Genomic DNA, 24,146 nt, shown 5'->3' with positions numbered 1-24,146 from the left:
GCCCTCAACGATGGCGCATTGTCAGCGGCGCTTGGAGACTTCGGTGGCCGTGAGTTGTCCTTGCTGTCCGCCAAAGTGATTCACCACATAGTTCGACAGCGCCGCAATTTCCGCGTCGGAATAGGCGCGGCCAAACGATGGCATGAAAATGCGCTGGCCACTCACGTCGAGCTGGGTGCCATGCAGGATCACCTGGGTCAGGTTGGTAGCGTGCGGATCGCGCACCGATCGCAAGCCGGTGAGTGTCGCGTATTCCGTCTGACGTCCCTGGCCGTTGTCGAGATGACAACCCGCGCACGCGCCGACGAACAATTGCTCGCCAAGGCTGGCATTGGCCGTCGATGCCATGGCGGCGGGCGCCGCGTTCGCCTGCGACGCAGGCACGCCACCTTGCTGCGGCGGCACATCACGCAAGTACGCCACCAGCGCCGCGAGATCCGACGGCGTCAGATACTGCAGGCTGTGTTCCACCACTTCGCCCATGGGGCCGGATGCGGTGCCGCGGCCTGCGGCATGACCCTTGGAGAAGTAGTCGGTCAGCTCCTGATCGCTCCACGCGCCGACACCGTGCTCCTTGTCCGAGGTGATGTTGTACGCCTTCCATCCCTCCAGCTCGGCGCCAGCCAGCGCATCGCCGCGCTTCATCGCGAACGCCACGTTTCTCGGCGTGTGGCACTCGCCGCAATGGCCCAGCGCCGTCGCGAGATAAGCGCCGCGATTCCATGCTTCCGATTTGCCCTGTTCGGGCTGGAAACGCTCCTTCTTGAGGAACAACGCATTCCAGAGGCTGAGCGTCCATCGCTGATTGAACGGAAACGACAAATCGTTCGTCGGCGGCGGCGCATGCACCACCGGCAGACTGAACAGATAGGCCTTGATCGCCAGGATGTCGTCGCGACTCAAGGCCGTATAGGAGGTGTACGGAAACGCCGGATACAACGGATGACCATCCTTGTCGACGCCGGCATGCAGCGCGCGCACGAAATCGTCGTCGCTCCAATTGCCGATGCCGGTTTCCTTGTCCGCGGTGATGTTGGACGAGTAGATCGTGCCGAACGGCAGCTTGAAGGGCACGCCTCCCGCATAGGCCGCGCCGCCGGGCACGGTATGGCAGGCCACGCAATCGGCCGCACGCGCGAGATATTCGCCGCGCGCCATCTGCGAGGCCAGATCCGGTGGCGTGCCGGCACCGACCGGCTGCCCGGCCTGCTCGTTGCCACTGTGCGTGACGGTGAGCAACGCATAGCCCGTGAACGCCACGCCCGCCAGCACGACGACGCCGACGATCCACCCGATGGCACGTCCGAGTTTCATGTCCGCCTCCTCGCCGATGCGGTAGGCCCTTCCGATACGGAAGAATGATCCGGCGTGGTCGCCGCCATGACGGCGTCGAGTGCCTGCTTGTCCTGCACGAGCGCCGCCTTGTCGATGGGAAGCGATCGCAGGCGCACGCCGGTCGCCGCGAAAATGGCATTGGTCAGGCTTGGCATCGCCATCACGGTGCCGGTTTCACCGATGCCGCCTGGCGTTTCCTTGCTGGGCACGAGGTACACCTCGGTCGGCGGCGTCTGGTTCATGCGCAGCACGCGGTAGTCGTTGAAGTTGCGCTGCTCGACGGCGCCGTTCTTCAACGTGATGCCGCTGTAGAGCGCCGCACTCCAGCCGAACACGAGGCCGCCCTGGATTTGCGCCTCCACCGTGTTGGGGTTGATCACGGTGCCGCAGTCCACGGCCGCCACCGCACGATGCATGATCACTTCGCCCTGCGGCGACACTTCCACTTCCATCACCACGCAGAGGAAACTGCCGAACGGCGCGGCCAGTGCAATACCGCGGCCATGGCGCGCAGGCAGAGTGCTTCCCCAGCCCGACTTTTCCACGGCCAGATCCAGCACGCCGCGGGCGCGCGGGTTGTCGCCCAGCATGTCGCGGCGATAGGCCACCGGATCCTTGCCGGCGGCATGCGCCAACTCATCGACAAAACTCTCCACCACGAAGACGTTGTGCGTCGGCCCCACGCCGCGCCACCAACCCACGTGCAGACCGCTGGGCATGTCGTGCCGCACCCAGTCCACACGGAGATTGGGAATCTCGTAGGGCAACTCGGCCGAGCATTCCACCAGGTCCGGATCGAGGCCGTTCTTGCCCATCGCGCCCGGCGCGAATGTCGCCATGACGGAGGCGCCGGTGGTGCGATCGGTCCATGCCACGGGACGGCCCTGGTCATCCAGCGTGGCCGAAATGCGATCGTAGTAAGCAGCACGATAACGGTCTTGCGCGATGTCTTCTTCGCGCGTCCAGATGATCTTGACCGGATAGTTCACCTGTTTGGCGATGGCCACGGCCTGCTCGACGGAATCCTCGAACAGTCGCCTGCCGAAGCCGCCGCCCATGTACTGGTTGTGCACCTGGATGGCTTCCGCAGGCAGCCCCGTGACCTTCATGGCCACATCGACGCAACGCGCCGGCACTTGCGTACCCACCCATATTTCGCAGGCATCCGGGCGCACGTGCACGGTGGTATTCAACGGCTCCATGGTGGCGTGCGCCAGCATGGGCAGCTGGTAAGTGGCGGAGACGACCTTGCCTTTCGCGTTACCCACCTGCCCGACTTCGCGACCAAGAATGGGCGTGCCGTGCTCGGAAGCCTCGGCCAGGTCCTTGAACAATTGCTCGGTGGTGAAGTTGCCGTTCGCGCCGCGATCCCAACGGATGTCCAACGCTTCCAGACCCTGCTTGGCCGCCCAGAAATGTTCGCCGACCACGGCAACGGCATCGTCCAGCTTCACCACCTGGAGCACGCCGGGAATCGCGCGGGCGCGCGTATCGTCCACCGACACCAGCTTGCCGCCGAAGGTGGGGCTGGCCTGCACCGTGGCCACCTTCATGCCGGGCACGCGGATGTCGATGCCAAATGGCAAGGTGCCGTCGACCTTGCCTGGCGTGTCCACGCGACGCAACGGCTTGCCAATCAGCTGGAAATCCTTGGGATTCTTGAGCGGCGCCTTCTCGGGCGGCGTGACCTTGGCGGCAGCATCGGCCAGCTCGCCATAACCCAGCGTGCGCCCGCTGGCGGTATGCGTGACGACACCGCGTGCGGCCGTGCATTGGTCGGGATCCACCTTCCATCGCTGCGCTGCGGCCGCCACCAACATGAAGCGCGCCGCGGCGCCGGCGTCACGCAGGGTGGTCCAGCAAAAACGGATGGTGGTGGAACCGCCCGTCGCCTGGTCGCCCAGCAACGGGTTCGAATAGAGCTTGCGGTTCGGCGGCGCGTGCTCGACCGTGATCTGGTCGAGCCCCACATCCAGCTCCTCGGCCAGCAGCGTTGCCTGCCCGGTGTAGGCGCCCTGCCCCATTTCGATGCTCGGCATCACCAGTTGCACGCTGCCATCGCGATTCACCCGAACGAAAGCGTTGGGCGCGAACTCGGGATGATCGGCATCGATGCGCGCATGCTCGATGAATCCCCACGCGCGCCCCGCACCGCCCAATGCCATGAAGGCCACCACCAGGCCGCCGCGCTTGAGCCATTCGCGCCGCTCGGGGTTCTGCAGCTCGATCTCTTCCGGCACTCGATCAACCTGGGCTTGATCAACACGAAGCATCATGGCGAAGTCTCGACAGTCAGGCAGTGGACGGAACGACCGATTCTCAGGCGATGGTTTGCGGAAGCGTGACCTGGCCGGTGGCGGCCTGCTTGATCGCGGCGCGGATGCGCACATAGGTGCCGCAACGGCAGAGGTTGCCGGACATGGCCGAATCGATGTCCGCATCCGTGGGCGTCGGCTTCTGCGCCAACAACGCGGTAGCCGTCATGATCTGCCCGGTCTGGCAATAGCCACACTGCGCCACCTCGATGCCCAGCCACGCCTGTTGCACGCGCTTGCCGATGTCGGTGGCCCCGATGCCTTCGATGGTGGTGATCTTCTTGCCCACCGCGCCAGCCACCGGCAGCACGCAGGAACGCACGGCCTGGCCATCCAGATGCACCGTGCAGGCACCGCACTGGGCAATGCCGCAACCGAACTTGGTGCCATACATGCCAAGGACATCGCGCAACACCCAGAGCAGCGGCATATCGTCAGGGACGTCGACCTGCGAGTCCTGCCCATTGATGGAAAGAACGATCATCGGGATATCCCTTGCAAGGCGAAAGCACGGTGGCGATATGGCTGCCGGCAACACCCTCTGCGGCGACCGCATCGAGGCGCTCCAAGCGGAGTGCGGTGATCTTCCTATGGAGAAAAGAAAGAGCGAGTGAAGACGGCCACCGGTCTTGACGCAGTCTCCACGCGGTTCGATGCTGACTTCATACCATGAACGTGACGCAGGAATTCGAACCCCTCTACCGCGCCGCCCGGGCACTGGACCTGCGCGACGGAACGAGCCCGGCCGCGCTGGTCACCATCACACGCACGCGCGGCTCCACCTTCCGGCGGGCTGGCGCCAGCATGCTGGTGCAGCGCGACGGCCCACTGGTGTGCGAACTGTCCGGCGGTTGCCCGCAGCGCGACATCGTGCTGCGCGCGCAACAGGCTATGGAAAACGGCCAGCCGGCCCTGGTCGCCTACGGTCGCGAAAGCAATTTCGACGTCATGCTGGAAACAGGCTGCGGCGGCGAACTGGAGGTGTTGATCGAGCCCTGGCACCAGCCCGACGACGTGCACTTTCTCGATGCCATTGCGCAGCTGCGGGAACGACGCCTGCCCGGCGCCATGGCATCCGTGTTCGCCAGCCATGGCGACCCGCTGCCGCCACGCACGCAAAGGCTGGTGCATAGCGAGCAAACGGTGTGGTCCAACATCGGCCATGCCGCCTTGAGCGCGCAGATTCTTGCGGAGCTGACCACATCGACGATGGATGGAACCGCTGCCATCGCGCGTCCCGTGGAAAGCAGCGGCCAGCGCTACGACATCCTGCTGGAATCGCTGCGCCCGCCGCTCGCGCTCGTGGTCATCGGCGATGGCATCGGTGCGGAGGCGCTGGCGCTGCTATCCCTGCAGCTTGGCTGGCACACCACCCTGGTCAACCATCACGAATCCACTCGCGAGAGGATCGACGGCATCAGACAACTCACGGCGTCGCCGCGCTCGCTGGTCAGTCGCGTCACGCTCGACAGCATGACGTCGGTCGTCGTCATGACCCATCGGCTGGAACACGACCTGGCCTATCTCGGCGAATTGTTCGATACGCCCGTGGCGTACATCGGCGCCATCGGATCGCGCCAACGGGCCGAACAGATGCGCGCCAGCCTGCCCCGCCTCGATCCACGCCTGCACGCGCCCGCAGGCTTGGACGTGGGCTCGGAGACGCCCGAGGAAATCGCACTGGCCATCGCCGCTGAAATCCTGGCGACACGCAACGGCCGCAGCGGCGGCTCGCTCGTGCATTCACAGGCGCCCATCCACCCATGAGCCGTCGCGACCTGCACGTAGGCGCCATCATTCTTGCGGCTGGCAGCGCCAGTCGCTACGGCGCACTCAAGCAGGTCATCGCCATCGATGGCGAACCCATGGTCCGCCGCATTGCGCGAAACGCACTGGCCGCGGAGCTGCATCCGGTGGTCGTCGTGGTCGGCGCCCAGGGTGATCGCGTCATCGACTGCCTGACCAACCTGGATGTCGTTCCCGTGGAAAACGTCGAATGGGCCACCGGCATGGGCAGCTCGCTGGCCGAAGGCGTCAAGACGCTGCTGGCCCATCCGCTGCCGCTGCATTCGTTGATGGTGCTGCTGGCAGATCAGCCATCGATCCGCCTGGACGACCTGGAAAACATGCTCGACGCCCACGCCAAGGCGCCCCAGCGCATCCTTGCCTGCGGGCGCCAGGGCACGCCCACGCCGCCCTGCATCTTCCCCATGGCCTATGCGCAGGAACTCGCCGCCCTGCAGGGCCCGGTAGGCGCACGCGCGCTGCTGCAAAGGCATGCCTCGATGGTCGATGCGTTCGACCTGCCCGCCGCACTGCTCGACATCGACGAACCCGCCGATTACGCGGCCTGGGAAACTCGGCAGAACAGGCCGCCCACGGCTGAAGACCTCTAGGCAGCGACGGGTTCCGGCCCTCGATTTTCGGCCGCATCGCCCCCATTTCCTGGGTCAGTCCCATGCCGTGACCCAAGTCCTCCCGTGACGCAGTTTTCGCTGTTCTCCCAAGGCCCGCTCGTGCTGCTGGACGATGCCAGCGGCCGGATCGTCTATGAGGAGAACGTCATCGGCGCCGACGAGGCGGCCGCCTGGCTCGCGCACCTGCTGGAGAGCCCGATCTGGCGGCAGCAGCGCCGCGTGATGTACGAACGCGAGCTGGACGTGCCCCGCCTCACCTCGCATTTCGACGCCGACGCCGACGACTTGCCGTGGCCACTCGACGTGGCGCTCGAACGGGCACGCACCGCAACGCGTGAATCGTTCAACAGCATTGGCCTGAATCTCTACCGCGACGAACACGACAGCGTGGCCATGCACAATGACCGCCTGGGCGACCTGGTCGAAGGACGCCCCATCGCACTGATCTCACTGGGCGAGACGCGCCGCATGCACATCCGCAGCAAGAAACAGGTCGCGCCCCGACGCCTGGATCTGGATCTTGCCGCAGGCAGCCTTCTGCTGATGAGCTGGGACACGCAGCTGCACTACGACCATGGCATTCCCAAGCAGAACCATCCACTCGGTCCGCGCATCAGCCTCGCCTTCCGGACGCGCAAGCCTGCATGAGCCTGCGCGCCTGAACGGGCGACGTGCCACTCACGCGGATACGACGCGGTGTAGAAGGCGGCAGCTACAGCCTTGGCCCAACTCCCATCGAGTGTGGCAACCATGAGCGACGAGAAGAAAGGCAAGCAGCAGCCTCACCAGCCGCCGGGCACCTCGGGCTATCCCGAGCCGCAACCGACCCCCTCGAAAGGCAAGACCATGCCCGACGAACACACGCCGCATGAGCCGCAGAACAACCCGCGGCAGAAGCCCAAGTCGTAACAGTGTCAGGCCGCGAGGCTCTGGATCACCGCATCCACGAATGCCGGAATATCGTCGGGCTTGCGGCTGGTGATGAGCTGGCCATCGCGCACCACCTCGCGGTCTTCCCAGGTGGCGCCGGCGTTTTCCAGATCCTTGCGCAGGGACGGCCAGGACGTCACTGTGTGGCCATTCACCAGTCCGGCGTTGATCAATGTCCAGGGTCCGTGGCAGATCGCGGCGATGGTCTTGCCGGCATCGCCGAAGGCCTTGACGAACTCCACCGCTTTCGGCAATTGCCTCAGGTTATCCGGATTCATCACGCCACCCGGCAACACCAGCGCATCGAAGCCTTCGGCCTTCACCTGATCGAGTGATTGGTCGACGGGCACCTTGTCGCCCCAATTCTTCTTGTTCCAGCCGGTGATTTCCTGCTTGCCGTCCGGCGCGATCACGGTGACCTTGGCGCCGGCATCTTCCAGCAGGCGCTTGGGCTCCATCAATTCCGACTGTTCAAAACCGTCCGTAGCGAGCATGGCAATGCGGCGACCCTTGAGTGTGCTCTGTGTCATGACGTTCTCTCGTGGAAGTGAGTGCGTGATGCTGCAGAACACCTCATACGACGCGCGTCGGTTTTGCGTGCGCAGCGCGTGACGGGGTCAGCGGCGACTCAGCTGTGCTGCGAAATCACGCGCATCGCATGGGCGAGGCTCTGCTTCATGGATGCCATCTCACTCCAGGGATCGCGACGCAGGCGCTTCAATCGCGCCACGGTGCTCCGCAGATCGAACGCGGCACCACCGGCAAGCTTGCCCAGCTCCTCCCAGCGCAACGGCATCGCGACCGGCGCACCGTCGCGGGCGCGCAACGAATAGGACGCCACGCTGGTCGCGCCACGCCCGTTGCGCAGATAATCGATGAAGATGCGCCCACGCCGACGGGCCTTGGCCGAGACGGCCACGAACTCCTCGGGCTGCGCCTGTGCCATGGACATCGCAAACGCCTTGGCGAAGGTCTCGACCTCCGTCCATGCCGCTGCCGGCCGAAGCGGCACCACCACGTGCAATCCCTTGCCGCCCGTCGTGCGCACGAAGGACGCCAACCCCAGACGCTCGAGCAGACGGCGTGTCGTGCGCGCGGCGGAAACCACGCGCTCCCACGGGACATCGTCCGCGGGATCGAGATCGAACACGATGCGATCGGCCTTGTCGGGCGACGCGGCCATGGCGCCCCACGGATGGAACTCGATGACGCCGAATTGCACCAGTTCGATGATGGAGGCGCCATCCGTGGGACACAGATACGCACGCTTCGCGCCCGAGCCCTCTTTCAGCATCACTTGCTCGACATGCTTCATGCCGGCCATGGGATGCTTCTGGAAGAAACACGCCGATTGCGTGCCCTCGGGGCAACGAAGGATGGACAGCGGCCGCCCACGCACGCCGGGCAGAAACCAGTCCATCACGGCGTCGTAATACTGCGCCACCTGCAGCTTGGTAATGCCCGGATAGACCTCGCGCTCCGGATGCGTGATGGTGATGCCGCGAACGCTGGGTGGCTCGTTCGCACGCTTCGGCCTTGACTTCGCCGAACGCGAGGCACGATCCGCATCGCGCAGACTGGCGACCGACTTGTCCTCGCGCCACGTCTTGAGGCTAGGCTGTCGAAGCAGGCCATTCCCGCCCATGCCGCGGTAATACACCTCCACCACCGCCCTGGGCTTGATCCAGCGCGCCTGGCGCAACAGGGGATCGACGGTGTCCGCGTGCACCGTGGGCTGCGCGCCGCCCTTTGCACCATCGAGCGCCTTGCCGATCTGCTTGAGCTGGCTGTCGGTGAAACCGGAGCCCACGCGTCCCGCATAATCCCAGCCACCCGCTGCGGCGGGCCGTCCCAGCAGCAGCGAACCGAATCCCTGCCGACTACCCTTGCCTTGCGTGTAACCCACCACAGCGAACTCATCGCTTTCCAGGCGCTTGATCTTCAGCCAGTCGCCGCTGCGTCCCGCATGGTAAGGCGACGTCGTACGCTTGGACACGACGCCTTCAAGGTTGGACTTCATCACCATGGCCAGCATCTCGTCGCCATGGCCCACCACATGTTCGCTGTAGCCCAGCAGCTTGGCGTGAGCCGCCTTCGCACGTCCCACCAACGCCTTGAGCAAAGCCTTGCGCTCCAGTAACGGCGCCTGATCGATGGCTTCGCCGTTCACATGGATCACATCGAACAGCATGTAGGTGAGCTCGCCGCGACGCTCACCCGAGAGCGTCTTCTGCAAGGCGGCAAAATCGCTGCGCCCTCCCTCCATCACCACCAGTTCGCCATCCAGGCGCGCCGAACGCAAGCCGAGCGAGCGCACCGCGTCGACAATGCCGGGGATGCGCCCGCTCCATTCCAGCGCATTGCGCGACCAGCAGCGCACCTCGCCATCGGCCACCGCCGTCAGGATGCGATAGCCGTCCCACTTGATCTCGTGCAACCAGTCGTCGCCCTCCGGCAATCGATCGCGCAACTGCGTGAGCGCGGGCGAAAAGAAACCCGCATGGATCGATTCCTTGCGCCGCTCGCTGATGCCGCGCAGTGATGGCGCCTTCCCTTTGGCCGCCACCATGCTCTTCGCTGGCGCTGCCGCTTTCTTCGCCGGGACCTTGCGTTTGCTTGGCGGCGCGGCGGCGTCACCGAGCAAATCGTCCGCCTCTCCATTGCCTGCATATTCGTCCTGCGCCTTGATGAGAAACCACGCGGGCTGTTTCTCCTTGCGATGACTGCGCACCAGGTGCCAGCGCCCATGCAAACGCTTGCCGTGGAGAACGAATTCAAGATGCCCCTTGCGCAGTTGCGCAGCGGCGTCGCCATCCGTCGACCAGATGCCGCGATCAAAGCAGTCCACATGTCCCGCGCCATAGTTCCCGGCCGGAATGTCGCCCTCGAAATCCGCATAGGACAACGGATGGTCTTCCACCTCCACGGCGAGCCGCTTCACCGAGGGATCGAAACTCGGCCCCTTGGGCACGGCCCAACTGCGCAGCACCTTGCCCACCTGCAGGCGAAAATCGAAATGGCGCCGACGCGCGTGATGCAGCTGCACCACGAAGATGGGGCGTTTGCCCACGGCACGGGTCGACGGCGCGGGTTCGCTGGTTTGTGAGAAATCGCGCTTGCGGCGATATTCGCGCAGGGCCATGGCGCTATCCGTTGACGCAGCTCGAATTCAGGCAGAGCGCCGTGACGTGCGCTTGCGAGCCGGCGCCTTCTTCGCCGCCTTGGCCGGCGCGCGCTTGCTCGTCGATCCGGTCGCTTTCGTCTTGGCGCGCGTCGCGGTTTTCTTGGCCGGCGTACGCTTCTTGCTGGCGAGACTCTTCTGCAGCAGGGCCATGAAATCCACCACATTGGTGCTGGCGTTCTCCGGCGTCTCCGATTCGTCCTCCACCAGCGGCGTCACCACGCCCTTCGACTTCATGCGCTTCTCGATCACCTTGTGCAGGCGGTTGCGGAATTCGTCGCGATAATCGCCCGGCTTCCACTGGTCAGACATGGAGTCGACCAGCTGCTCGGCCATCTGCATTTCCTTGGGCGTAATGCGGTAGCTGGCTGTCTTGCCGGTGGGCAGCGCATAGTCGTCCACGTCCACCAGCTCCTGCGGGTAGCGCAGCAGCACGAGCATCAGGCTGTCTTCCTTGGGAATCACCGCCGACAGATATTCGCGGGTACGAATGACGACCCTGGCGATGCCGATCTTGCCGGTGCGGCGCAACGTCTCGCGCAGCAGCACGTAGCCTTTCTCGGCCTTCTTGCCCGGCACCAGCACGTACGGCTTTTCGTAGTATTCCGGCCCGATGGAGGCCGCGTCGACGAAGGCTTCCACCTCCACCGCTTCACGCCCTTCCGGCGAGGCGGATTTGATGTCCTCCGGCCGCAACACCACGTAGCTGCCTTTCTTGTATTCGTACGCCTTGACGATGTCCTTCCACGGCACTTCCTCGCCGGTGTCGGCGTTGACGCGTTCGTAGCGGATGGGCGTGTTGCTGCGGCTGTCGAGCATGCGGAAATGCAGGTCCACGCGTCGCTCGGCCGGCATCACCGATACGGGCACGTTCAACAGGCCAAACGACAATGTTCCGGTCCAGATCGGGCGAGCCATGTCGGGGCTCCTGATGGGGCGAACCCTGAGCAGAAGCCTTGCGGCGTGAGTCCGCGGTGAGTCGTGCGTGAAATCGCCGGAGGGCTTGTCCGCCTAGGCGTGCTCGCTGCTGCCGTCCTTGATCGCGGCCAGCAGTTCGCGACCCAGCTCCACCATGGTGAACGGCTTGCTGATCAGGCGCACGCCCGGATCGAGAATGCCGTTGTGGACGATGGCGTTGCGGGTGTAACCGGTCATGTAGACCACGATGAGTTCCGGATAGAGCTCCTTGGCGCGGGCCGCCAGCTGCCGCCCATTCATGCCGGGCATCACCACGTCGGTGAGCAGCACGCTCACGTCGGGATGTTCTTGCAGCTCCCGCAGGGCCGCTTCCGCGCCGGCGGCTTCCACTGCCACATAGCCGATTTCGCGCAAGGCATTGACCACGAACAGGCGAACGTCCTGGTCATCCTCCACCACCAGCACCTTGTGCTGCGCCTGGATCGCCTCGTCGTGGTGCACGTTGACACCTTCGTCCAGGGCCTCGGAGAAGTCGCGCGGCAGATAAAGCTTCACCGTCGTACCGACGCCGACCTCGCTGTAGATCTTGATGTGCCCGTGCGATTGCTTGACGAAGCCATGCACCTGGCTGAGCCCCAGGCCCGTGCCCTTGCCCAGCTCCTTGGTGGTGAAGAACGGGTCGAACGCCTTCTGCAGCACGTCGGCCGTCATGCCGCCGCCGGTGTCGGTCACGGCCACCATCACGTACTGTCCAGCGGTGACCTCCAGGTGCTGCTGCGCATACGCGCGATCGAGCACCGTGTTCGCCGTTTCGATGGTGAGCTTGCCGGCACCGGTCATGGCGTCGCGGCTGTTCACCGCCAGGTTGACGATGGCGCTTTCCAGTTGCGCACGATCCACGAAGGCCGGCCACAGCCCGCCTGCCTGCACCGTTTCGATCTTGATGTTTTCGCCCAGCGAGCGACGCAGCAAGGCCGACATGTCGCGGATGCACTGGTTGATGTCGGTCGGCTTGGGTTGCAGCGCCTGCTGGCGCGCGAAGGCGAGCAGCTGCTTGGTGAGTTCGCCCGCCATCATGGCGCCGTTCAAGGCGTTGTTGGCCGGCCCCTGCACGCGCGGATCGTCGCCCGGCAGCCGGCGCAGCAGCAGCTCCAGATTGCCGATGATGATGGCCAGCATGTTGTTGAAATCGTGCGCCACGCCGCCGGTCAACTGACCGATGGCCTCCATTTTCTGCGCCTGGCGCAACTGCGCTTCCACGTCTTCGCGCTGCTGGATTTCCTGCTCCAGCGCCTGTACGGAGCGGCGCAGCGCCTCGGCATGCTGTTGTCCTTCGCGTATCACCATATAGGCGAGCGCGGCGGCCAGGCCAATGGCGAGCACGATGGCGATCATCAGCAGCAGGCGCTGCGTATCCATGGACGCACTACGCCCACGCAGCATCTCCTGCTCGCCCTGGTCCATGCCCATGACGACGCTGCGGATCTGCACCATCAGCTGCCGACCTGCATCGCCCCGGACCAGATCCAGCGCGGCGTCGACCCGGCCGTTGTCGCGCAACTGCACGGTGCGGCCCAGCTCGTCCATCTTCGCGGCAATGAGATTGAACAGCTGCGCCTGCTGTACCGCGCGCTCGGGACTGAGCGCCACCATGCTACGGAGCTTGCCTTCACGCACGGGCAACTGCGTCTTCGCTTCCAGGAACGGCGTGAGATAGGAACGATCGCCGGTGAGCAGATACCCGCGCTGCCCCGTTTCGGCGTCCTGTACCAGGCTGAAGAGCTCCCACGTGCTTTGTTGCAGCTCCAGCGAATGCTGCACCCAGCGTTCAGCGCGAAAACTGGAGGCCACCGCAAACACGATCAGCACGCACGCCACGCCAAGCAGCGCGAAGCCGCCGACGATACCTCGCCGCATGCGCGAGCGAATGGCCAACGTTTCCATCGAACCCCCTCGATATCGCCCGGCCCCAACCACGCGACACGGTGAGTGACTTTCACCACGTCGCCGCGTCACGATTCCCTAACGTAGTGTGCGCGATTTTCGCGGGGCTGCAAACGCCGCCCGCCCGGCATTTCACCGTGCAGCGCGACTGAATTCCGTCCACACGTTTTCTTGATTCCGTCATCACCTCCCTCGTCGCTACCATGCCTTCACGCGCCACGTGGCGCCGGGCTGGGGAAAGTGGAATGCGCACGATGGCCACGCGGGAACGAAGCATCACCTCGCTCGGCGAGCGGGCAGCCTTCGACGAGGCCATGGCCATTTATCTCCGAAAAGTGGCCGACTGCCGGCGCAGACGCCTGGGGGCGGACCTGCTGCTGGTATTGGCCTGCGTGCTGCTCGCCAGCAGCGCACTGGCACCACCCGCGCTGCGCCTGGCGCTGCTGCCGGTCGCCTTTGGCGTGGCATGGGCAGGCATACATATGGGCGAGTGTGCGGCACGGGCGCGCGCACGCCTTCGCTGGTGAGCTGAGCCGACCGTTTGGAGACGCCGTCAAGCGAGCGCGGCAGCGCACCGGATTCATCCCTGTCACCGATCGGGTGACTGAAGGCCAGCCATGAACGCTTCACCGTCGAGCTTCAGCAACGCCATTCCAGGATGGATGGGCGAAGCCTTCGGTCGTCCCACGGCGACAGAAGCCATGCAATGGCTGCTCGAAACCATCTGCCAGCAACTGGGCGCGGAAGCCTGCCTGGTGGTGCGCATCAACGGTGCGGGCACGCATGGTTCCGTGGCGTCCTCTTATGGACAGTCACTGCAGACGCTGCCGCGCATGCCGCACCCACTGGGCGGCAGTGCGCTTGAACATGTACTGGCGGCACCTGCGCCGATCGCTTTGGAAATGGCCAGCCTGGGAACGGACACCTGGTTCGCAAACCTCGGCATCACCGGCGGCGCCATGGTGGCCCTGCAGCAGGGCCCGGTGAAATTCGGCTCGCTCGGCGTCTATTTCATGCACGACAACGCCGACATCACCGACACGCTCGCCTTGCTGGCGGAAATCCGCATGCTGCTATGGCCGCTGCTGTGCTGGCAGATCCTTGGCGCCGAAGTGAACGACAGCGACGACACCCACCACGCCGCCATGGCCACGGTGCATCGTGCCAACAACATCCTCAGCAACATCGTGCTTCTGACGGATCTCGCCCTGGACATGCCGTGCGGCCGTGAGGACGAACGCATGCGCACCGTGCTCCAGCGCATTGCGGGCGAAAGCGTGCGCTGCGCCGACGTGCTGCGGGAAATTGGACCCGGCTGAAACCCCATCAAGGTAGGGAAGCGACGCCCTGCCGGGCGCCGCTCTCCCTGATGGAGCACTCGAGGGTCAGTGGCGCTTGTCCTCGTCGCGCTGACGATCGTGCTCCTTGCCGATTTCCTTCTGCACCTTGCCAGCGTTCTTTTCGATATTGCCTGCCACTTCCTTCGCAGGGTTGTTGGTGACCTTGCCGACGCCTTCCTTGATGGCGCCCTTCACTTCGTGCTTGGTGCCTTCAACGCGATTCTTATCCATAGCATTCTCCTGCGCCGCCGAATTGCGGCGTGTCGTTTTTAGGAATCGCGCAGTGCCTTCGCTGTGAAATTAAAAGAAAGCATCACCTTGATGCGAGCGCATCGTCAGCACGAAGCGTGAGTTGTTAGCATCGCGGCAAGGACGCATGCGCTGGACGTGCGCATTCACGCATGAGTCGGCGCACGCTCAGTCGAGCATGCTGCGCACCTTGGTGAGCAGCTGCTCGATCTCAAACGGCTTGATGAGGATGTCCATGCCTTCATCGAGCAACTCGTTGCCGGTCAACGTGCTTTCTGCGTAGCCCGTCATGAACAGGATGGGCAAGGCCGGCCGCCACGCACGCGCCGCCTCGGCAAGCTGCCGCCCGTTCATGCCCGGCAGGCCTACGTCGGTCAGCAGGAGATGGATGGCGCTGTCGCCGCGCAGGGCGCGCAAGGCCGCATCCACGTCCTCGGCCTCGGTGCACTGGTAGCCGGCATCGGAAAGAAACTCGCGTGCAAGCGCGCGCAACGAGGTGTTGTCCTCGACGATGAGAATGCTTTCACCCTGGCCCAGCGCCCAGTCGATGGCGACATTCGACGCCTCTTCCACCTGCGACTGCCCGCGCGGCAGGGTCAGCCGCACTTCCGTGCCCACGCCGTTCTCGCTGCAAATGGTGACGCGCCCGCCCGACTGCCGCGAGAACCCGTAGATCATCGACAGGCCGAGCCCGGTGCCCTTGCCGAGCGGCTTGGTGGAGAAGAACGGCTCGAAGACGCGCTCGAGCACCTCCGGCTCGATGCCGGTGCCGTTGTCGATCACGGCCACCTGCACATAGTCTCCATCGGGCAATTCCTTGTCGCCGTGCAGAGCGATGGTGGAGGTGAGCACGCGGATCTCGCCACCATCGGGCATCGCGTCGCGGGCGTTGATCACCAGGTTGATGATGGCGTTTTCCAGCTGGTTCGCATCGACCGTGGCGATGCCGGTACCTTCCATCAGGTCGAACTTCAGCTCGATGTGCTCGCCGATGGTTCGCCGTAGCAGGTCGCCCAGCGAACGGACGAGCTGGTTGATGTCCACCGGCTTCGGGTCGAGCGGCTGCTGCCGCGCAAAAGCCAACAGGCGATGCGTGAGCGACACCGCGCGACGCGCCGAACCCAGCGCCATGTCGGCAAAGCGCTGCACGCCCTCGACACGCCCTTCCGCCACGTGACGACTCATCAGGTCGATGCCGGTGATGATGGTGGTGAGCAGGTTGTTGAAGTCGTGCGCGATGCCGCCGGTGAGCTTGCCCAGCGCGTCCATCTTCAGCGCCTGGTGCAGTTGCGATTCGGTGCGCTCGCGCTCGGCAATTTCCTGGGCCAGCTTGGTATTGACCGATTCGAGCGCCGCCACATGGCGTTGCTCACGGCGCCACTGCTCGGTGACATCCTCGACGAACACCAGGCCAAGGTCGGGAGCGCGATATGGTGCGATGCGCCACTCGATGCGGCGCACCACCTCGCGCAGGCGCATGGAAAACGTGCCACGCCAGCGCTTGCGATCCGCAAGATGCGTGCGCAATTGCTCCAGCTCGTCGCCCTGGCCCGGCTCAAAGGCAGCCGGCAGCCTTCCTGCCTCGACGGCGCCATCCAGCAGCCGCACAAAAGCGTCGTTTGCCTCGTGGATGACGAAGCCTGAGTCCATCACGGCGATGGGCGCGACGGCACTGGTGAAGATTTCCCGGAAACGCGCCTCGCTTTCCAGCAACGCGTCTTCCGCGCTTCGCACGCGCAACAGCGTGCGCAGCGTGGCGAGCAGTACATCCGGGTCCACCGGGTGGATGAGATAGGCATCGGCGCCGGCGTCCAGTCCCGTGATGAGATCACCCGTTTCGATCGACGCGGCCGACACATGGATCACGGGCAGCAAACGCGTAGCGGGCTGGCTGCGCAGGTAACGGACAATGTCGAAGCCACTCATGTCGGGCAGGTTCACATCGAGCACAAGCGCTGCAACCGCATGCTGCTCCAGCAACACCAGACCTTCCGCCCCCGTGCCCGCCTCCATGACCGCATAGCCATGCCGTTCCAGCACGCGACGCATCGAATAACGGGTGGCCGTGTTGTCGTCGACGATCAGCAGCGGACTAGAGCGTGGCATCGGCAGTGCCCTCGGGAAGCGTGCGCGGAAGAACCACGAAGAACACCGAACCCTCGCCCGGCTTGCTCTCCATGCCCACATGGCCGCCCAGCAACTCCGCGTAGCGCTTGCACAACGAGAGACCGAGGCCGGTGCCGCGCAGGCGCTTCTGCATGGGCGATTCAAGCTGACTGAAATCCTTGAAGAGATCCTTCTGCAGATCGCCGGGAATGCCGATGCCAGTGTCGCGCACGGCGAAACACACCGTACCGTCATCCTGCAGGTGTGCCGATACCTTCACGGTGCCACGCGGCGTAAACTTCAACGCATTGGAAATGTAGTTACGCAGGATCTGCGCGAGCTTGCGATCATCCGTGTAAAGCTTCGGCATGCCTTCGGGGTCTTCGAAGATCAGGTCCGCTTCCGTCATTTCGGTGATCGGACGGAACGTGCCGCGCAGCGCGGCGAACAGGTCCACCATGTCGAACCAGGCCGGCGAGATGGTGATGCGGCCGGCCTCGATCTTGGCCAGGTCGAGCAGATCGTCCACCATGTCGCTCAGTTCGCGCGCCGCCACCGAGATGTACTTGACCTGGCGATGCTGCTCGGGCGTGAGTGGCCCGTCCATTTCGTCGGAGAGGAGCCGCGCAATGCTCAGCACGGAACCCAGCGGCGTGCGGAATTCGTGGCTCATGTAGGAGAGGAAGCGGCTCTTGAGTTCCGACGCCTCGCGCAGCTGCTCGGCCTGCTTGTCCAGTTCCGCGTAGAGCGCGACGACGCCCTGGTTGGTTTCATCCAGCTCGGCACGCAGCGCCTGCGTCTCGCCGCGCAGGCGCTCGAGCTCGTTCTGCACAGCACCTTCGGGCTCGTTGGATTCAGCCATGCGCGCGCTCCAGGGCGACAACCATGACGGTGGCATCGTCGCGATTCCGGTTGAAGTCGCGATGCAGCACCGCCGCGATGACCGCCGGGTGACGATGAAGCAGGCCGGGATAGTCCGCCATGCGCCAACGCGACTGCAGGCCATCGCTATGCATGATGAGCAGCTTGCCGATGATATCGCTGAAATCGAAGGCCTGGGCGCGGCGGAACTGCACCCCCACGATGCCCGGGTGAGAGGCAAGGCCGCGCACCGACTCGAGCGAGACGAGGCTTGCCGAGATATTGCCGATGCCGGCAAAACGGAGCGAACCCTGGGCCGTATCCACCCGGGCAATGGCCGCCGCCCCGCCGCGCGTGCCGGTCATGGCACGGTGCAATTCCTCCATCAACGCTCCCGGCTCTGCCACTGGATGGGCGGCAAATGCGTTGACCGCCGCTTCCGCGGCCTGCGAGGCCGCCTCGCCATGGCCCAGGCCATCGACCATCATCATCGACAGGGCCGTGCCCTCGATGGCCAGCGCCCAGCTGTCGCCGCAGAAGCGTTCGCCATGCAGCGCCGTCTGGCTCACGCCGAAACGGATATCGTCATCGTCGCGCGGCCGCGGATAAAACCGAGCCAGCACCACCGATCCGCGTTCGTCCGAATAGACGTCCATCACCTGTGATTGCCGGACCGCGGCGCCCAGCCCGATGCCCTGTGTGCCGCCGGTGGAGAACCCATCCAGCAGGCAGGCTGCCAGATGGAATCCCGGCCCGCGATCCACCGCGATGATCTCGATGCCACGCGCGCTGCGCCCTGGAATCTCGCGCAGGTAGATGACGCCGCCCTTGCCGTGCTTGACGACATTGCTGGCCAGTTCCGTCGCCACCAGCGCCACGCGTCCACCGTCCGATGCCTCGAAGCCCGCATCGCTGGCAAGCTGCTGCGCCATGCGACGAGCCTGCCCCACCTGCGTGGCCTCGTCGATGATGATGTCGATCGCCAGCGTGCCTGGCAGCGTCAGTTCCATTTGGTGATCGTGACGCGCGTGCCCTGCCCGGGCGCGCTTTGAATGTCGAACTGGTCGACCAGCCGTTTGGCGCCGGCCAAGCCAAGGCCGAGGCCGGTGCCCGAGGTCCACCCATCCGTCATGGCCTGCTTGATGTCGGCAATGCCGGGGCCGTTGTCGCGGAAAACCACTTGCACGCCCTTGCGCGCGCCTTCCTCCACAATGGCCCAGTCCATGTCGCCACCGCCGCCGTAGATCACCGCGTTGCGCGCCAGCTCACTCACCGCAGTGACCAGCTTGGTCTGGTCCACCAGCCGCAAGCCACACTCCTGCGCCAGCTTGCGCACGGCCTGACGACCGAGCACCACGTCCTGCTCGGACCGAATGGCGAACGTGCCGTTGCGGATACTGCTCATTGATTCAGCACACGCTCGCGCAGCAATTTCATGCCACGCTCAACGTTCAACGCCGTGCTTACGCCCTGCAGCTTCAGGCCCAGCTCCACCAGAGTGATGGCCACGGCCGGCTGCATGCCCACGACCACGGTTTCCGCATCCATGATGCGCGACAGCCCCGAGATCATGCCGATCATCCGGCCAATGAATGAGTCGACGATGTCCAGCGCCGAGATATCGATCAGCACGCCCTTGGCCGAGGTCTCGCTGATCTTGGCCGACAGATCGTCCTGCAGCGTCATGGCCAACTGGTCATGCATGTCCACCTGGATGGTGACAAGCAGGAAGTCGCCCATGCGAAGGATGGGGATGCGATCCATGGGTCAGCCGGCTCGCGCCACGATCAGCCCCGAGCGCTTGAGCGCCAGTGCGAGCGCATCCGCCAGGTTGGCCTTGGTGACGATGCCGCCGAGATCCAGGCCCAGATGCACGATGGTCTGCGCGATCTGGGGACGGATGCCGCTGATGATGCAGTCGGCGCCCATCAGGCGAATGGCCGTGACGGCCTTGAGCAGATGCTGCGCCACCAGGGTGTCCACCGTGGGCACGCCGGTGATGTCGATGATGGCAATCTCCGAACCGGTTTCTACGATGCGCTGGAGCAACGACTCCATCACCACCTGCGTGCGCTGCGAATCGAGCGTGCCGATCATCGGCAGGGCCAGCACGCCATCCCAAAGTTTGACCACGGGCGTGGACAGCTCCAGCAACTCTTCCTGCTGACGCAGGATCACTTCCTCACGCGACTTCTGGAAGGCGCGGATGGTGTGCATGCCCAAGGTGTCGAGCAGTTCGGAGATGGCCCAGAGCTCGTTCGACAGCTCGACGGGATCGGCGACATAGGTTTTCTGCAGCAGGTCGAACAACGGCCGCTTCAGCGAGAAGATGAAACGCGCCGTGTGCTGCGAATCCAGTCCACGCACGGCGCGGCTGCGTGAGAGCGTTTCCAGGAACTGCCGCGACTCGGCCCATTCGGCCCGCGACAAGTCCGCCGCATCGCCCACTGCCGAAGCAACCACCAGCACGCGAAGAAAATCCCTCGCCTGTCCGCTCACGTCGTCGCGACTGATGCGGTTGTCCGACAGCGAACCCTCTTGTTCCAGGCTATTCATCCAGCCAGCCAGCAAGGCCGCCTCGTTCTGCTTGATGGCGTCGATGGTCGCCTGCTTGAGAATCGACATGAGTGCCTCCCGTAGGAAATCGATTCATCATCCGGGAAGGCGGCAGGCATTGGAATAGCTTAGAAAGAAAACTTCCGAGCTAGCGGGAATTTGACACCGCATTGACATGGCCGTCTCTACACAGAACTGTTGCGACTCGCCGTCACGCAAAGCAAAGACATGAACTCCGACCGCGTTCTCACCATTCTCCTCGTTGAAGACGACGACGGCATTCGCACCATCGCCAGCGTGCTCCTGGAGTCCGAGGGTCATCACGTGCATGCCGCGGCCACCGGCGAAGAAGCCAACGCGTGGTTGGCGCAACACCAGCCCGACGTGCTCTTCGCCGACGTGAACCTGCCAGGCATCGGCGGCGCGGAGGTGGCTCGCCTGGCCCGGGAAGCCCACCCGGAGCTTCGCGTCCTGCTGACTTCCGGCGAGGCCATGCCCGATCCCGCGTGGCTCGCATCGGGTGTTCGCTATCTCAACAAGCCTTATGACCGGCGCGCACTGCTGGCTGCCATCGAGTCCACCGCCAAAGCCGCGGCCTGAGCCTTTGCTCACGATGTCGCGGGCGGCGGACCGCCCATGCCCACCTCGGCCACCATGTGGCGAATGCGGCGCAGCGCCCACTCGTGATCATCGTGCGCCGCGTCGCGCAGCACTTCTTCCGCCAGGCCTGAAAACTCCTGCCAGAACAATTGCGGCTCCGGATATTTGCGGGCCAGCGCCTGCGCGTAGCCCTGCAGCCGCTCGAGATCGCTATCGAGGTTCTCGCGATTCTTGGTCATGGGAGCCTCAACGAATCCGTCTGACTAGGATGGCCGCACGCACACAGGCTACCCACCTTGTAGCGACAGCATGTGATGCATGACGTCGCGAACATGTGGTCTGGGCGTGATGCCTTTCGCCACCGGACCACACACTGGCAACACCGGCCAAATGCCGCGGCGCCCACGCCGCGCCGCTTCGGATGTTTCACATTTGAGCGGCAGTGCACTCACGACCGGGACGGCATCGTCGTCGCACATCCCACGACGAGGTTATTGCCATGAGTCAACATGCCCATGAGATCAAGGTGCTCAACGGTCTTATCGAAACCACCATCGACAGCGTCGATGGCTATGCGGAAGCCGCCAAGGATGCGGAAAACCCGCAGTTTCGCGAGTTGTTCCTGACCCGCGCGGCCGAACGCCGCCAGATCGCCTCTCGCCTGCGTGAAGCAGTGCGTCGCGAAGGCGGCGAGCCTGCCGACGACGGCACCGTGCTCGCCTCGGCCCATCGCATGTTCACCGGACTGCGCAGCTCGATGAGCCACGGCGACAAGGCCGTGATCGACGAGGTGGAGCGCGGCGAGGATCACATCAAGGCGAAGTATGACGAGGCGCTCAAGGACGAAAAGCTCTCGCTCTCGGCGCGCGAATCCATCCAGCAGGCTTATGCCTCGGTGCGCCAGGGCCATGACCAGATGAGTGCCATCAAGCGTTCGATGCACTAAGCGGCGCTTTCGTACATCGCAACGCCACGACGGGATCGTCCTCGCACGATCCCGTCGTCCTATCGGCTTCCGCGATTGCGCGCGAGAGGGGTGAATGGCCGCCCGCTACATGTGCGGCTGCTGATCCGGCGGCGGCACGGGATCCTTGATGGGAACCGGCGGCGGCTCGGGATCGGTCAACGGCGGGCGCGCCGGCGTGGGCGGCACGGGCTCCGGTTGCGCAGGCGGCTCTTCCGGCTGGAGCGGTGCCGGCGGCTTCACCGGATCCGGCGTCGGCGCGGGCACTTCGGCGTTCGAAACATGCATGGTGTATTTCTCGATGATCATCGTGCGACTCCTGTTCGAGCGAGTTCATCGTCACGACCGGCCATTGAACAGCGTGCACGAAATGCGTTAACGACAGCATTCCCTCCATGGCGTACCGGAACTGTTCATGCGCGCGTGCACGCCGCCGTGATGTCAGCAACCGCAGCTGACTTGCACCACTGAAATTTGACCCACTGGTCACTTTTTGGGGCGTAATTCTCCATGCGACACCCACAGAGGACAGTCGCATGAAAACGCATGCCATCACTTCCCTGGCCCTGATCCTGGCGATGGGTACAGGCGCGAGTTTCGCGCAGACCTCGCAGCCTCAGACGCGCACCGTGTGCGAAGACGTGCCGGTGAAGCAGGTCAATTCCAGCGACACGCACCGCGTGGCCGGCACGGCCATCGGCGCCGTGGCCGGCGGCGTGCTCGGCAACCAGGTCGGCGGCGGCAAGGGCAAGACGCTTGCCACGGTGGGCGGCGCCGTCGCCGGCGGCGTCGTCGGCAACCAGGTACAGAAGGCGCATCAGGACAACAACGCCACCTACACCACCGAACGCCGCTGCCACCAGGAACAGTACTGATCCCATGCACGGCCGCCTGATGGCGCCGCCCCGAATCGCGAGACGTCGAACCGAGCCAAGGAGACTGTTTGCATGAATACCTCTGTCTATTGCATGGCCCGCACGCCGGAGCAAGCCGAAGTGATCCTGCAGGAGCTCAAGCAGGCGGGCTTTACCAACAACGATATCTCCGCCTTGTTGCCCGATCGTCGCGGCAACAAGGATTTTGCCCATGAGCACAACACCAAGGCGCCGGAAGGCGCGACCGCAGGCGGCATCGCGGGCATGGGCGTGGGCGCCGCATTGGGCTGGCTTGCCGGTGTGGGCGCGCTTGCCATCCCGGGCGTCGGGCCGTTCATCGCGGCTGGCCCCATCATCGCTGCCCTGAGCGGCGCGGCCGTGGGCACGGCCACTGGCGGCGTGGTCGGCGGACTCGTGGGCCTGGGCATGCCGGAATTCGAAGCGAAGCGTTACGACGCGAAGATCCGCGAAGGCAACATCCTGATCTCCGTGCACACCGAGAGCGGCAAGCAGAAGGACGCAGCCAAGGATGTGTTCAAGCGCAACAACGCCGACGATATCGCCACCGCCTCCGAAGCGCGCGTCCACTGAATCCGCACTGGATGCGATGCCAGCTGACTCGCGTCAGCAGCGGCAACGAGGTTTTCACACGTGACTCACGATGGGAACGCTCTGATCGGGGCATTCACCACGTACCGCACAGTGGGGCAACGACATGCACGCCAAGAAACGTCGATCCGGTTTCGTCATACTCGTGGAAGACAATCGCCAGAACGCGCAAGCCACTGGTGAATACCTCGAAAGCCAGGGCTACACCGTGGACTATGCCTACGATGGCATCACCGGCCTGCACCTTGCCTCGTCCAACGATTACGACGCCATCGTGCTGGACGGCATGCTGCCGGGCATGGATGGCCTGGAAGTCTGCCGCCGCCTGCGCGACGAGAACAAGGTGGGTGCGCCGATCCTGATGCTCACCGGCCGCAATACGTTGGACGACAAGGTCGCCGGCCTGGATACAGGCGCCGACGATTACCTTTGCAAGCCCTTCGATCTGCGCGAGCTGGAAGCCCGCCTGCGCACGCTGATCCGTCGCGAACGCCGGCAGGTGTCGCGGGAGATTCTCAGCGTAGGCGACCTCACCTTCGACACCGGCACGCTCAGCGTGATCCGCGCCGAACAAGAACTCACGCTTTCGCCCATCGGCCTGCGCCTGCTCGCCATCCTGATGCGGGAATCACCTCGCGTGGTCAGCCGCTCGCGCCTGGAGCGCGAAGTGTGGGGCGAGTCGCTGCCTGATTCGGACACCCTGCGCTCGCATCTCTATATCTTGCGGCGCGCGATCGACAAGCCGTTCGCCAATCCGCTGATGCATACCCTGCCGACCGCGGGCTATCGTCTCGCGGATCTCTCGTCCAGCAACAAGGGCGCGACCGCGAAAGCGTCCGATTCGACTCTCGCCACCGTCTGATACACAGCACACACTGATTTCCGAGGGCCGCAGGACATCTGGCGGCCTTCTTTTTTGCGCGCGTGATGCCGTCACACATGGTTT

27 protein-coding genes are annotated in these 24,146 nt (G+C 64.5%); 11 read left to right on the top strand and 16 right to left on the bottom strand.

Annotated elements, in window-relative coordinates; all coding sequences use genetic code 11:
* Positions 1 to 21 precede the first annotated feature (21 nt).
* Genes ABIC75_RS00990 through ABIC75_RS00980 form a run of 3 tightly spaced genes read right to left on the bottom strand, consistent with a single transcriptional unit; the run spans position 22 to position 4,134 of the window.
* Entirely contained in the window at positions 22 to 1,314 is a 1,293-nt protein-coding gene (locus ABIC75_RS00990; protein WP_354011995.1) for a cytochrome c, read from the bottom strand.
* Positions 1,311 to 3,611, bottom strand: a complete 2,301-nt coding sequence (locus tag ABIC75_RS00985) for a xanthine dehydrogenase family protein molybdopterin-binding subunit (protein WP_354011994.1) — start codon at positions 3,609 to 3,611, stop codon at positions 1,311 to 1,313. Before ABIC75_RS00985 ends, ABIC75_RS00990 begins: the two co-directional genes overlap by 4 nt.
* Before the next feature lie 43 nt (positions 3,612 to 3,654).
* Positions 3,655 to 4,134: a (2Fe-2S)-binding protein gene (locus tag ABIC75_RS00980; protein ID WP_354011993.1), complete on the bottom strand. Its 480-nt coding sequence runs from the start codon at positions 4,132 to 4,134 to the stop codon at positions 3,655 to 3,657.
* 185 nt (positions 4,135 to 4,319) lie between these two features.
* On the opposite strand from ABIC75_RS00980, the gene ABIC75_RS00975 reads away from it, so the two are divergent.
* The 4 genes from ABIC75_RS00975 to ABIC75_RS00960 all read left to right on the top strand — a co-directional run bounded on the left by ABIC75_RS00975 (position 4,320) and on the right by ABIC75_RS00960 (position 6,976).
* On the top strand, positions 4,320 to 5,417 hold the full coding sequence (locus tag ABIC75_RS00975; RefSeq protein ID WP_354011992.1) for an XdhC family protein: 1,098 nt from the start codon (positions 4,320 to 4,322) through the stop codon (positions 5,415 to 5,417).
* Positions 5,414 to 6,046 carry a nucleotidyltransferase family protein gene (locus ABIC75_RS00970; protein WP_354011991.1) on the top strand — a complete coding sequence of 211 codons (633 nt, stop codon included), beginning with the start codon at positions 5,414 to 5,416 and terminating at the stop codon, positions 6,044 to 6,046. Before ABIC75_RS00975 ends, ABIC75_RS00970 begins: the two co-directional genes overlap by 4 nt.
* An 84-nt stretch (positions 6,047 to 6,130) precedes the next feature.
* Positions 6,131 to 6,715, top strand: coding sequence for an alpha-ketoglutarate-dependent dioxygenase AlkB (locus ABIC75_RS00965; protein ID WP_354011990.1), 585 nt, complete (start codon positions 6,131 to 6,133; stop codon positions 6,713 to 6,715).
* A gap of 102 nt (positions 6,716 to 6,817) precedes the next feature.
* Positions 6,818 to 6,976: a hypothetical protein gene (locus ABIC75_RS00960; RefSeq protein ID WP_354011989.1), complete on the top strand. Its 159-nt coding sequence runs from the start codon at positions 6,818 to 6,820 to the stop codon at positions 6,974 to 6,976.
* A gap of 5 nt (positions 6,977 to 6,981) precedes the next feature.
* Here ABIC75_RS00960 and ABIC75_RS00955 read toward each other — a convergent pair whose 3' ends face one another.
* From ABIC75_RS00955 to ABIC75_RS00940, 4 genes are all read right to left on the bottom strand, one after another.
* A complete protein-coding gene (locus ABIC75_RS00955) occupies positions 6,982 to 7,527 on the bottom strand; it encodes a type 1 glutamine amidotransferase domain-containing protein (protein ID WP_354011988.1) in 546 nt (181 codons plus the stop codon).
* Between the two features lie 98 nt (positions 7,528 to 7,625).
* Complete coding sequence (gene ligD, locus ABIC75_RS00950) at positions 7,626 to 10,139, bottom strand: DNA ligase D (protein ID WP_354011987.1); 2,514 nt, start codon at positions 10,137 to 10,139, stop codon at positions 7,626 to 7,628.
* A gap of 27 nt (positions 10,140 to 10,166) precedes the next feature.
* Positions 10,167 to 11,096 carry a Ku protein gene (locus ABIC75_RS00945; RefSeq protein WP_354011986.1) on the bottom strand — a complete coding sequence of 310 codons (930 nt, stop codon included), beginning with the start codon at positions 11,094 to 11,096 and terminating at the stop codon, positions 10,167 to 10,169.
* A 93-nt stretch (positions 11,097 to 11,189) separates the two neighbouring features.
* Positions 11,190 to 13,040 carry a CHASE3 domain-containing protein gene (locus ABIC75_RS00940; RefSeq protein ID WP_354011985.1) on the bottom strand — a complete coding sequence of 617 codons (1,851 nt, stop codon included), beginning with the start codon at positions 13,038 to 13,040 and terminating at the stop codon, positions 11,190 to 11,192.
* A gap of 245 nt (positions 13,041 to 13,285) precedes the next feature.
* Here ABIC75_RS00940 and ABIC75_RS00935 point away from each other — a divergent pair, with 245 nt between their 5' ends.
* Both ABIC75_RS00935 and ABIC75_RS00930 read left to right on the top strand, forming a co-directional pair.
* Positions 13,286 to 13,567, top strand: a complete 282-nt coding sequence (locus ABIC75_RS00935; protein ID WP_354011984.1) for a hypothetical protein — start codon at positions 13,286 to 13,288, stop codon at positions 13,565 to 13,567.
* Positions 13,568 to 13,657: 90 nt separating this feature from the next.
* Positions 13,658 to 14,359, top strand: a complete 702-nt coding sequence (locus ABIC75_RS00930) for a hypothetical protein (protein WP_354011983.1) — start codon at positions 13,658 to 13,660, stop codon at positions 14,357 to 14,359.
* A 66-nt stretch (positions 14,360 to 14,425) separates the two neighbouring features.
* Here the strand turns inward: ABIC75_RS00930 and ABIC75_RS00925 are convergent, their stop codons facing one another.
* From ABIC75_RS00925 to ABIC75_RS00895, 7 genes are all read right to left on the bottom strand, one after another.
* Complete coding sequence (locus tag ABIC75_RS00925) at positions 14,426 to 14,611, bottom strand: CsbD family protein (RefSeq protein WP_354011982.1); 186 nt, start codon at positions 14,609 to 14,611, stop codon at positions 14,426 to 14,428.
* Positions 14,612 to 14,797: 186 nt separating this feature from the next.
* Entirely contained in the window at positions 14,798 to 16,735 is a 1,938-nt protein-coding gene (locus ABIC75_RS00920) for a response regulator (protein WP_354011981.1), read from the bottom strand.
* A complete protein-coding gene (locus tag ABIC75_RS00915; protein WP_354011980.1) occupies positions 16,722 to 17,597 on the bottom strand; it encodes a sensor histidine kinase in 876 nt (291 codons plus the stop codon). Before ABIC75_RS00915 ends, ABIC75_RS00920 begins: the two co-directional genes overlap by 14 nt.
* Positions 17,590 to 18,606, bottom strand: a complete 1,017-nt coding sequence (locus ABIC75_RS00910; protein ID WP_354011979.1) for an ATP-binding protein — start codon at positions 18,604 to 18,606, stop codon at positions 17,590 to 17,592. Before ABIC75_RS00910 ends, ABIC75_RS00915 begins: the two co-directional genes overlap by 8 nt.
* Positions 18,597 to 19,001 carry an anti-sigma regulatory factor gene (locus ABIC75_RS00905; protein WP_436407863.1) on the bottom strand — a complete coding sequence of 135 codons (405 nt, stop codon included), beginning with the start codon at positions 18,999 to 19,001 and terminating at the stop codon, positions 18,597 to 18,599. The genes ABIC75_RS00910 and ABIC75_RS00905 overlap by 10 nt, the downstream gene beginning before the upstream one ends.
* Positions 18,998 to 19,360 carry an STAS domain-containing protein gene (locus ABIC75_RS00900; protein WP_354011978.1) on the bottom strand — a complete coding sequence of 121 codons (363 nt, stop codon included), beginning with the start codon at positions 19,358 to 19,360 and terminating at the stop codon, positions 18,998 to 19,000. The genes ABIC75_RS00905 and ABIC75_RS00900 overlap by 4 nt, the downstream gene beginning before the upstream one ends.
* Before the next feature lie 3 nt (positions 19,361 to 19,363).
* Complete coding sequence (locus ABIC75_RS00895) at positions 19,364 to 20,221, bottom strand: STAS domain-containing protein (protein ID WP_354011977.1); 858 nt, start codon at positions 20,219 to 20,221, stop codon at positions 19,364 to 19,366.
* 159 nt (positions 20,222 to 20,380) lie between these two features.
* On the opposite strand from ABIC75_RS00895, the gene ABIC75_RS00890 reads away from it, so the two are divergent.
* Positions 20,381 to 20,752 (top strand): response regulator, encoded by a 372-nt coding sequence (locus ABIC75_RS00890; RefSeq protein WP_354011976.1) that lies wholly within the window; start codon positions 20,381 to 20,383, stop codon positions 20,750 to 20,752.
* A gap of 8 nt (positions 20,753 to 20,760) precedes the next feature.
* On the opposite strand, the gene ABIC75_RS00885 is transcribed toward ABIC75_RS00890, so the two are convergent.
* Complete coding sequence (locus ABIC75_RS00885; RefSeq protein WP_354011975.1) at positions 20,761 to 20,991, bottom strand: hypothetical protein; 231 nt, start codon at positions 20,989 to 20,991, stop codon at positions 20,761 to 20,763.
* Between the two features lie 260 nt (positions 20,992 to 21,251).
* Between ABIC75_RS00885 and ABIC75_RS00880 the strand changes: the two genes are divergently transcribed.
* Positions 21,252 to 21,698, top strand: coding sequence for a ferritin-like domain-containing protein (locus ABIC75_RS00880; protein ID WP_354011974.1), 447 nt, complete (start codon positions 21,252 to 21,254; stop codon positions 21,696 to 21,698).
* Between the two features lie 105 nt (positions 21,699 to 21,803).
* Here ABIC75_RS00880 and ABIC75_RS00875 read toward each other — a convergent pair whose 3' ends face one another.
* Complete coding sequence (locus ABIC75_RS00875) at positions 21,804 to 22,025, bottom strand: hypothetical protein (RefSeq protein ID WP_354011973.1); 222 nt, start codon at positions 22,023 to 22,025, stop codon at positions 21,804 to 21,806.
* A gap of 227 nt (positions 22,026 to 22,252) precedes the next feature.
* Here ABIC75_RS00875 and ABIC75_RS00870 point away from each other — a divergent pair, with 227 nt between their 5' ends.
* The 3 genes from ABIC75_RS00870 to ABIC75_RS00860 all read left to right on the top strand — a co-directional run bounded on the left by ABIC75_RS00870 (position 22,253) and on the right by ABIC75_RS00860 (position 24,062).
* Complete coding sequence (locus ABIC75_RS00870; RefSeq protein ID WP_354011972.1) at positions 22,253 to 22,591, top strand: glycine zipper 2TM domain-containing protein; 339 nt, start codon at positions 22,253 to 22,255, stop codon at positions 22,589 to 22,591.
* A 72-nt stretch (positions 22,592 to 22,663) separates the two neighbouring features.
* On the top strand, positions 22,664 to 23,182 hold the full coding sequence (locus ABIC75_RS00865; protein WP_354011971.1) for a hypothetical protein: 519 nt from the start codon (positions 22,664 to 22,666) through the stop codon (positions 23,180 to 23,182).
* A 124-nt stretch (positions 23,183 to 23,306) separates the two neighbouring features.
* Complete coding sequence (locus ABIC75_RS00860) at positions 23,307 to 24,062, top strand: response regulator transcription factor (RefSeq protein ID WP_354011970.1); 756 nt, start codon at positions 23,307 to 23,309, stop codon at positions 24,060 to 24,062.
* The last annotated feature ends 84 nt before the right edge of the window (positions 24,063 to 24,146 follow it).

It is taken from the genome of Dyella japonica (genome assembly GCF_040545895.1).
Classification (GTDB): domain Bacteria; phylum Pseudomonadota; class Gammaproteobacteria; order Xanthomonadales; family Rhodanobacteraceae; genus Dyella; species Dyella japonica_D.
Note: the sequence above shows the minus strand (reverse complement) of the source record. Positions and strands in the feature narration are given on the sequence as shown.

Bases quoted from the DNA above. Each gene is read 5' to 3' on its own strand.
- ABIC75_RS00875 (WP_354011973.1), bottom strand. From the start codon at position 22,025: ATGATCATCGAGAAATACACCATGCATGTTTCGAACGCCGAAGTGCCC.
- ABIC75_RS00970 (WP_354011991.1), top strand. From the start codon at position 5,414: ATGAGCCGTCGCGACCTGCACGTAGGCGCCATCATTCTTGCGGCTGGC.
- ABIC75_RS00910 (WP_354011979.1), bottom strand. From the start codon at position 18,606: ATGGAACTGACGCTGCCAGGCACGCTGGCGATCGACATCATCATCGAC.
- ABIC75_RS00890 (WP_354011976.1), top strand. From the start codon at position 20,381: ATGAACTCCGACCGCGTTCTCACCATTCTCCTCGTTGAAGACGACGAC.
- ABIC75_RS00920 (WP_354011981.1), bottom strand. From the start codon at position 16,735: ATGCCACGCTCTAGTCCGCTGCTGATCGTCGACGACAACACGGCCACC.
- ABIC75_RS00935 (WP_354011984.1), top strand. From the start codon at position 13,286: ATGCGCACGATGGCCACGCGGGAACGAAGCATCACCTCGCTCGGCGAG.
- ABIC75_RS00945 (WP_354011986.1), bottom strand. From the start codon at position 11,096: ATGGCTCGCCCGATCTGGACCGGAACATTGTCGTTTGGCCTGTTGAAC.
- ABIC75_RS00870 (WP_354011972.1), top strand. From the start codon at position 22,253: ATGAAAACGCATGCCATCACTTCCCTGGCCCTGATCCTGGCGATGGGT.
- ABIC75_RS00980 (WP_354011993.1), bottom strand. From the start codon at position 4,134: ATGATCGTTCTTTCCATCAATGGGCAGGACTCGCAGGTCGACGTCCCT.
- ligD (WP_354011987.1), bottom strand. From the start codon at position 10,139: ATGGCCCTGCGCGAATATCGCCGCAAGCGCGATTTCTCACAAACCAGC.
- ABIC75_RS00880 (WP_354011974.1), top strand. From the start codon at position 21,252: ATGAGTCAACATGCCCATGAGATCAAGGTGCTCAACGGTCTTATCGAA.
- ABIC75_RS00915 (WP_354011980.1), bottom strand. From the start codon at position 17,597: ATGGCTGAATCCAACGAGCCCGAAGGTGCTGTGCAGAACGAGCTCGAG.
- ABIC75_RS00885 (WP_354011975.1), bottom strand. From the start codon at position 20,991: ATGACCAAGAATCGCGAGAACCTCGATAGCGATCTCGAGCGGCTGCAG.
- ABIC75_RS00895 (WP_354011977.1), bottom strand. From the start codon at position 20,221: ATGTCGATTCTCAAGCAGGCGACCATCGACGCCATCAAGCAGAACGAG.
- ABIC75_RS00900 (WP_354011978.1), bottom strand. From the start codon at position 19,360: ATGGATCGCATCCCCATCCTTCGCATGGGCGACTTCCTGCTTGTCACC.
- ABIC75_RS00955 (WP_354011988.1), bottom strand. From the start codon at position 7,527: ATGACACAGAGCACACTCAAGGGTCGCCGCATTGCCATGCTCGCTACG.
- ABIC75_RS00960 (WP_354011989.1), top strand. From the start codon at position 6,818: ATGAGCGACGAGAAGAAAGGCAAGCAGCAGCCTCACCAGCCGCCGGGC.
- ABIC75_RS00940 (WP_354011985.1), bottom strand. From the start codon at position 13,040: ATGGAAACGTTGGCCATTCGCTCGCGCATGCGGCGAGGTATCGTCGGC.
- ABIC75_RS00905 (WP_436407863.1), bottom strand. From the start codon at position 19,001: ATGAGCAGTATCCGCAACGGCACGTTCGCCATTCGGTCCGAGCAGGAC.
- ABIC75_RS00925 (WP_354011982.1), bottom strand. From the start codon at position 14,611: ATGGATAAGAATCGCGTTGAAGGCACCAAGCACGAAGTGAAGGGCGCC.
- ABIC75_RS00860 (WP_354011970.1), top strand. From the start codon at position 23,307: ATGCACGCCAAGAAACGTCGATCCGGTTTCGTCATACTCGTGGAAGAC.
- ABIC75_RS00990 (WP_354011995.1), bottom strand. From the start codon at position 1,314: ATGAAACTCGGACGTGCCATCGGGTGGATCGTCGGCGTCGTCGTGCTG.
- ABIC75_RS00865 (WP_354011971.1), top strand. From the start codon at position 22,664: ATGAATACCTCTGTCTATTGCATGGCCCGCACGCCGGAGCAAGCCGAA.
- ABIC75_RS00985 (WP_354011994.1), bottom strand. From the start codon at position 3,611: ATGATGCTTCGTGTTGATCAAGCCCAGGTTGATCGAGTGCCGGAAGAG.
- ABIC75_RS00930 (WP_354011983.1), top strand. From the start codon at position 13,658: ATGAACGCTTCACCGTCGAGCTTCAGCAACGCCATTCCAGGATGGATG.
- ABIC75_RS00975 (WP_354011992.1), top strand. From the start codon at position 4,320: ATGAACGTGACGCAGGAATTCGAACCCCTCTACCGCGCCGCCCGGGCA.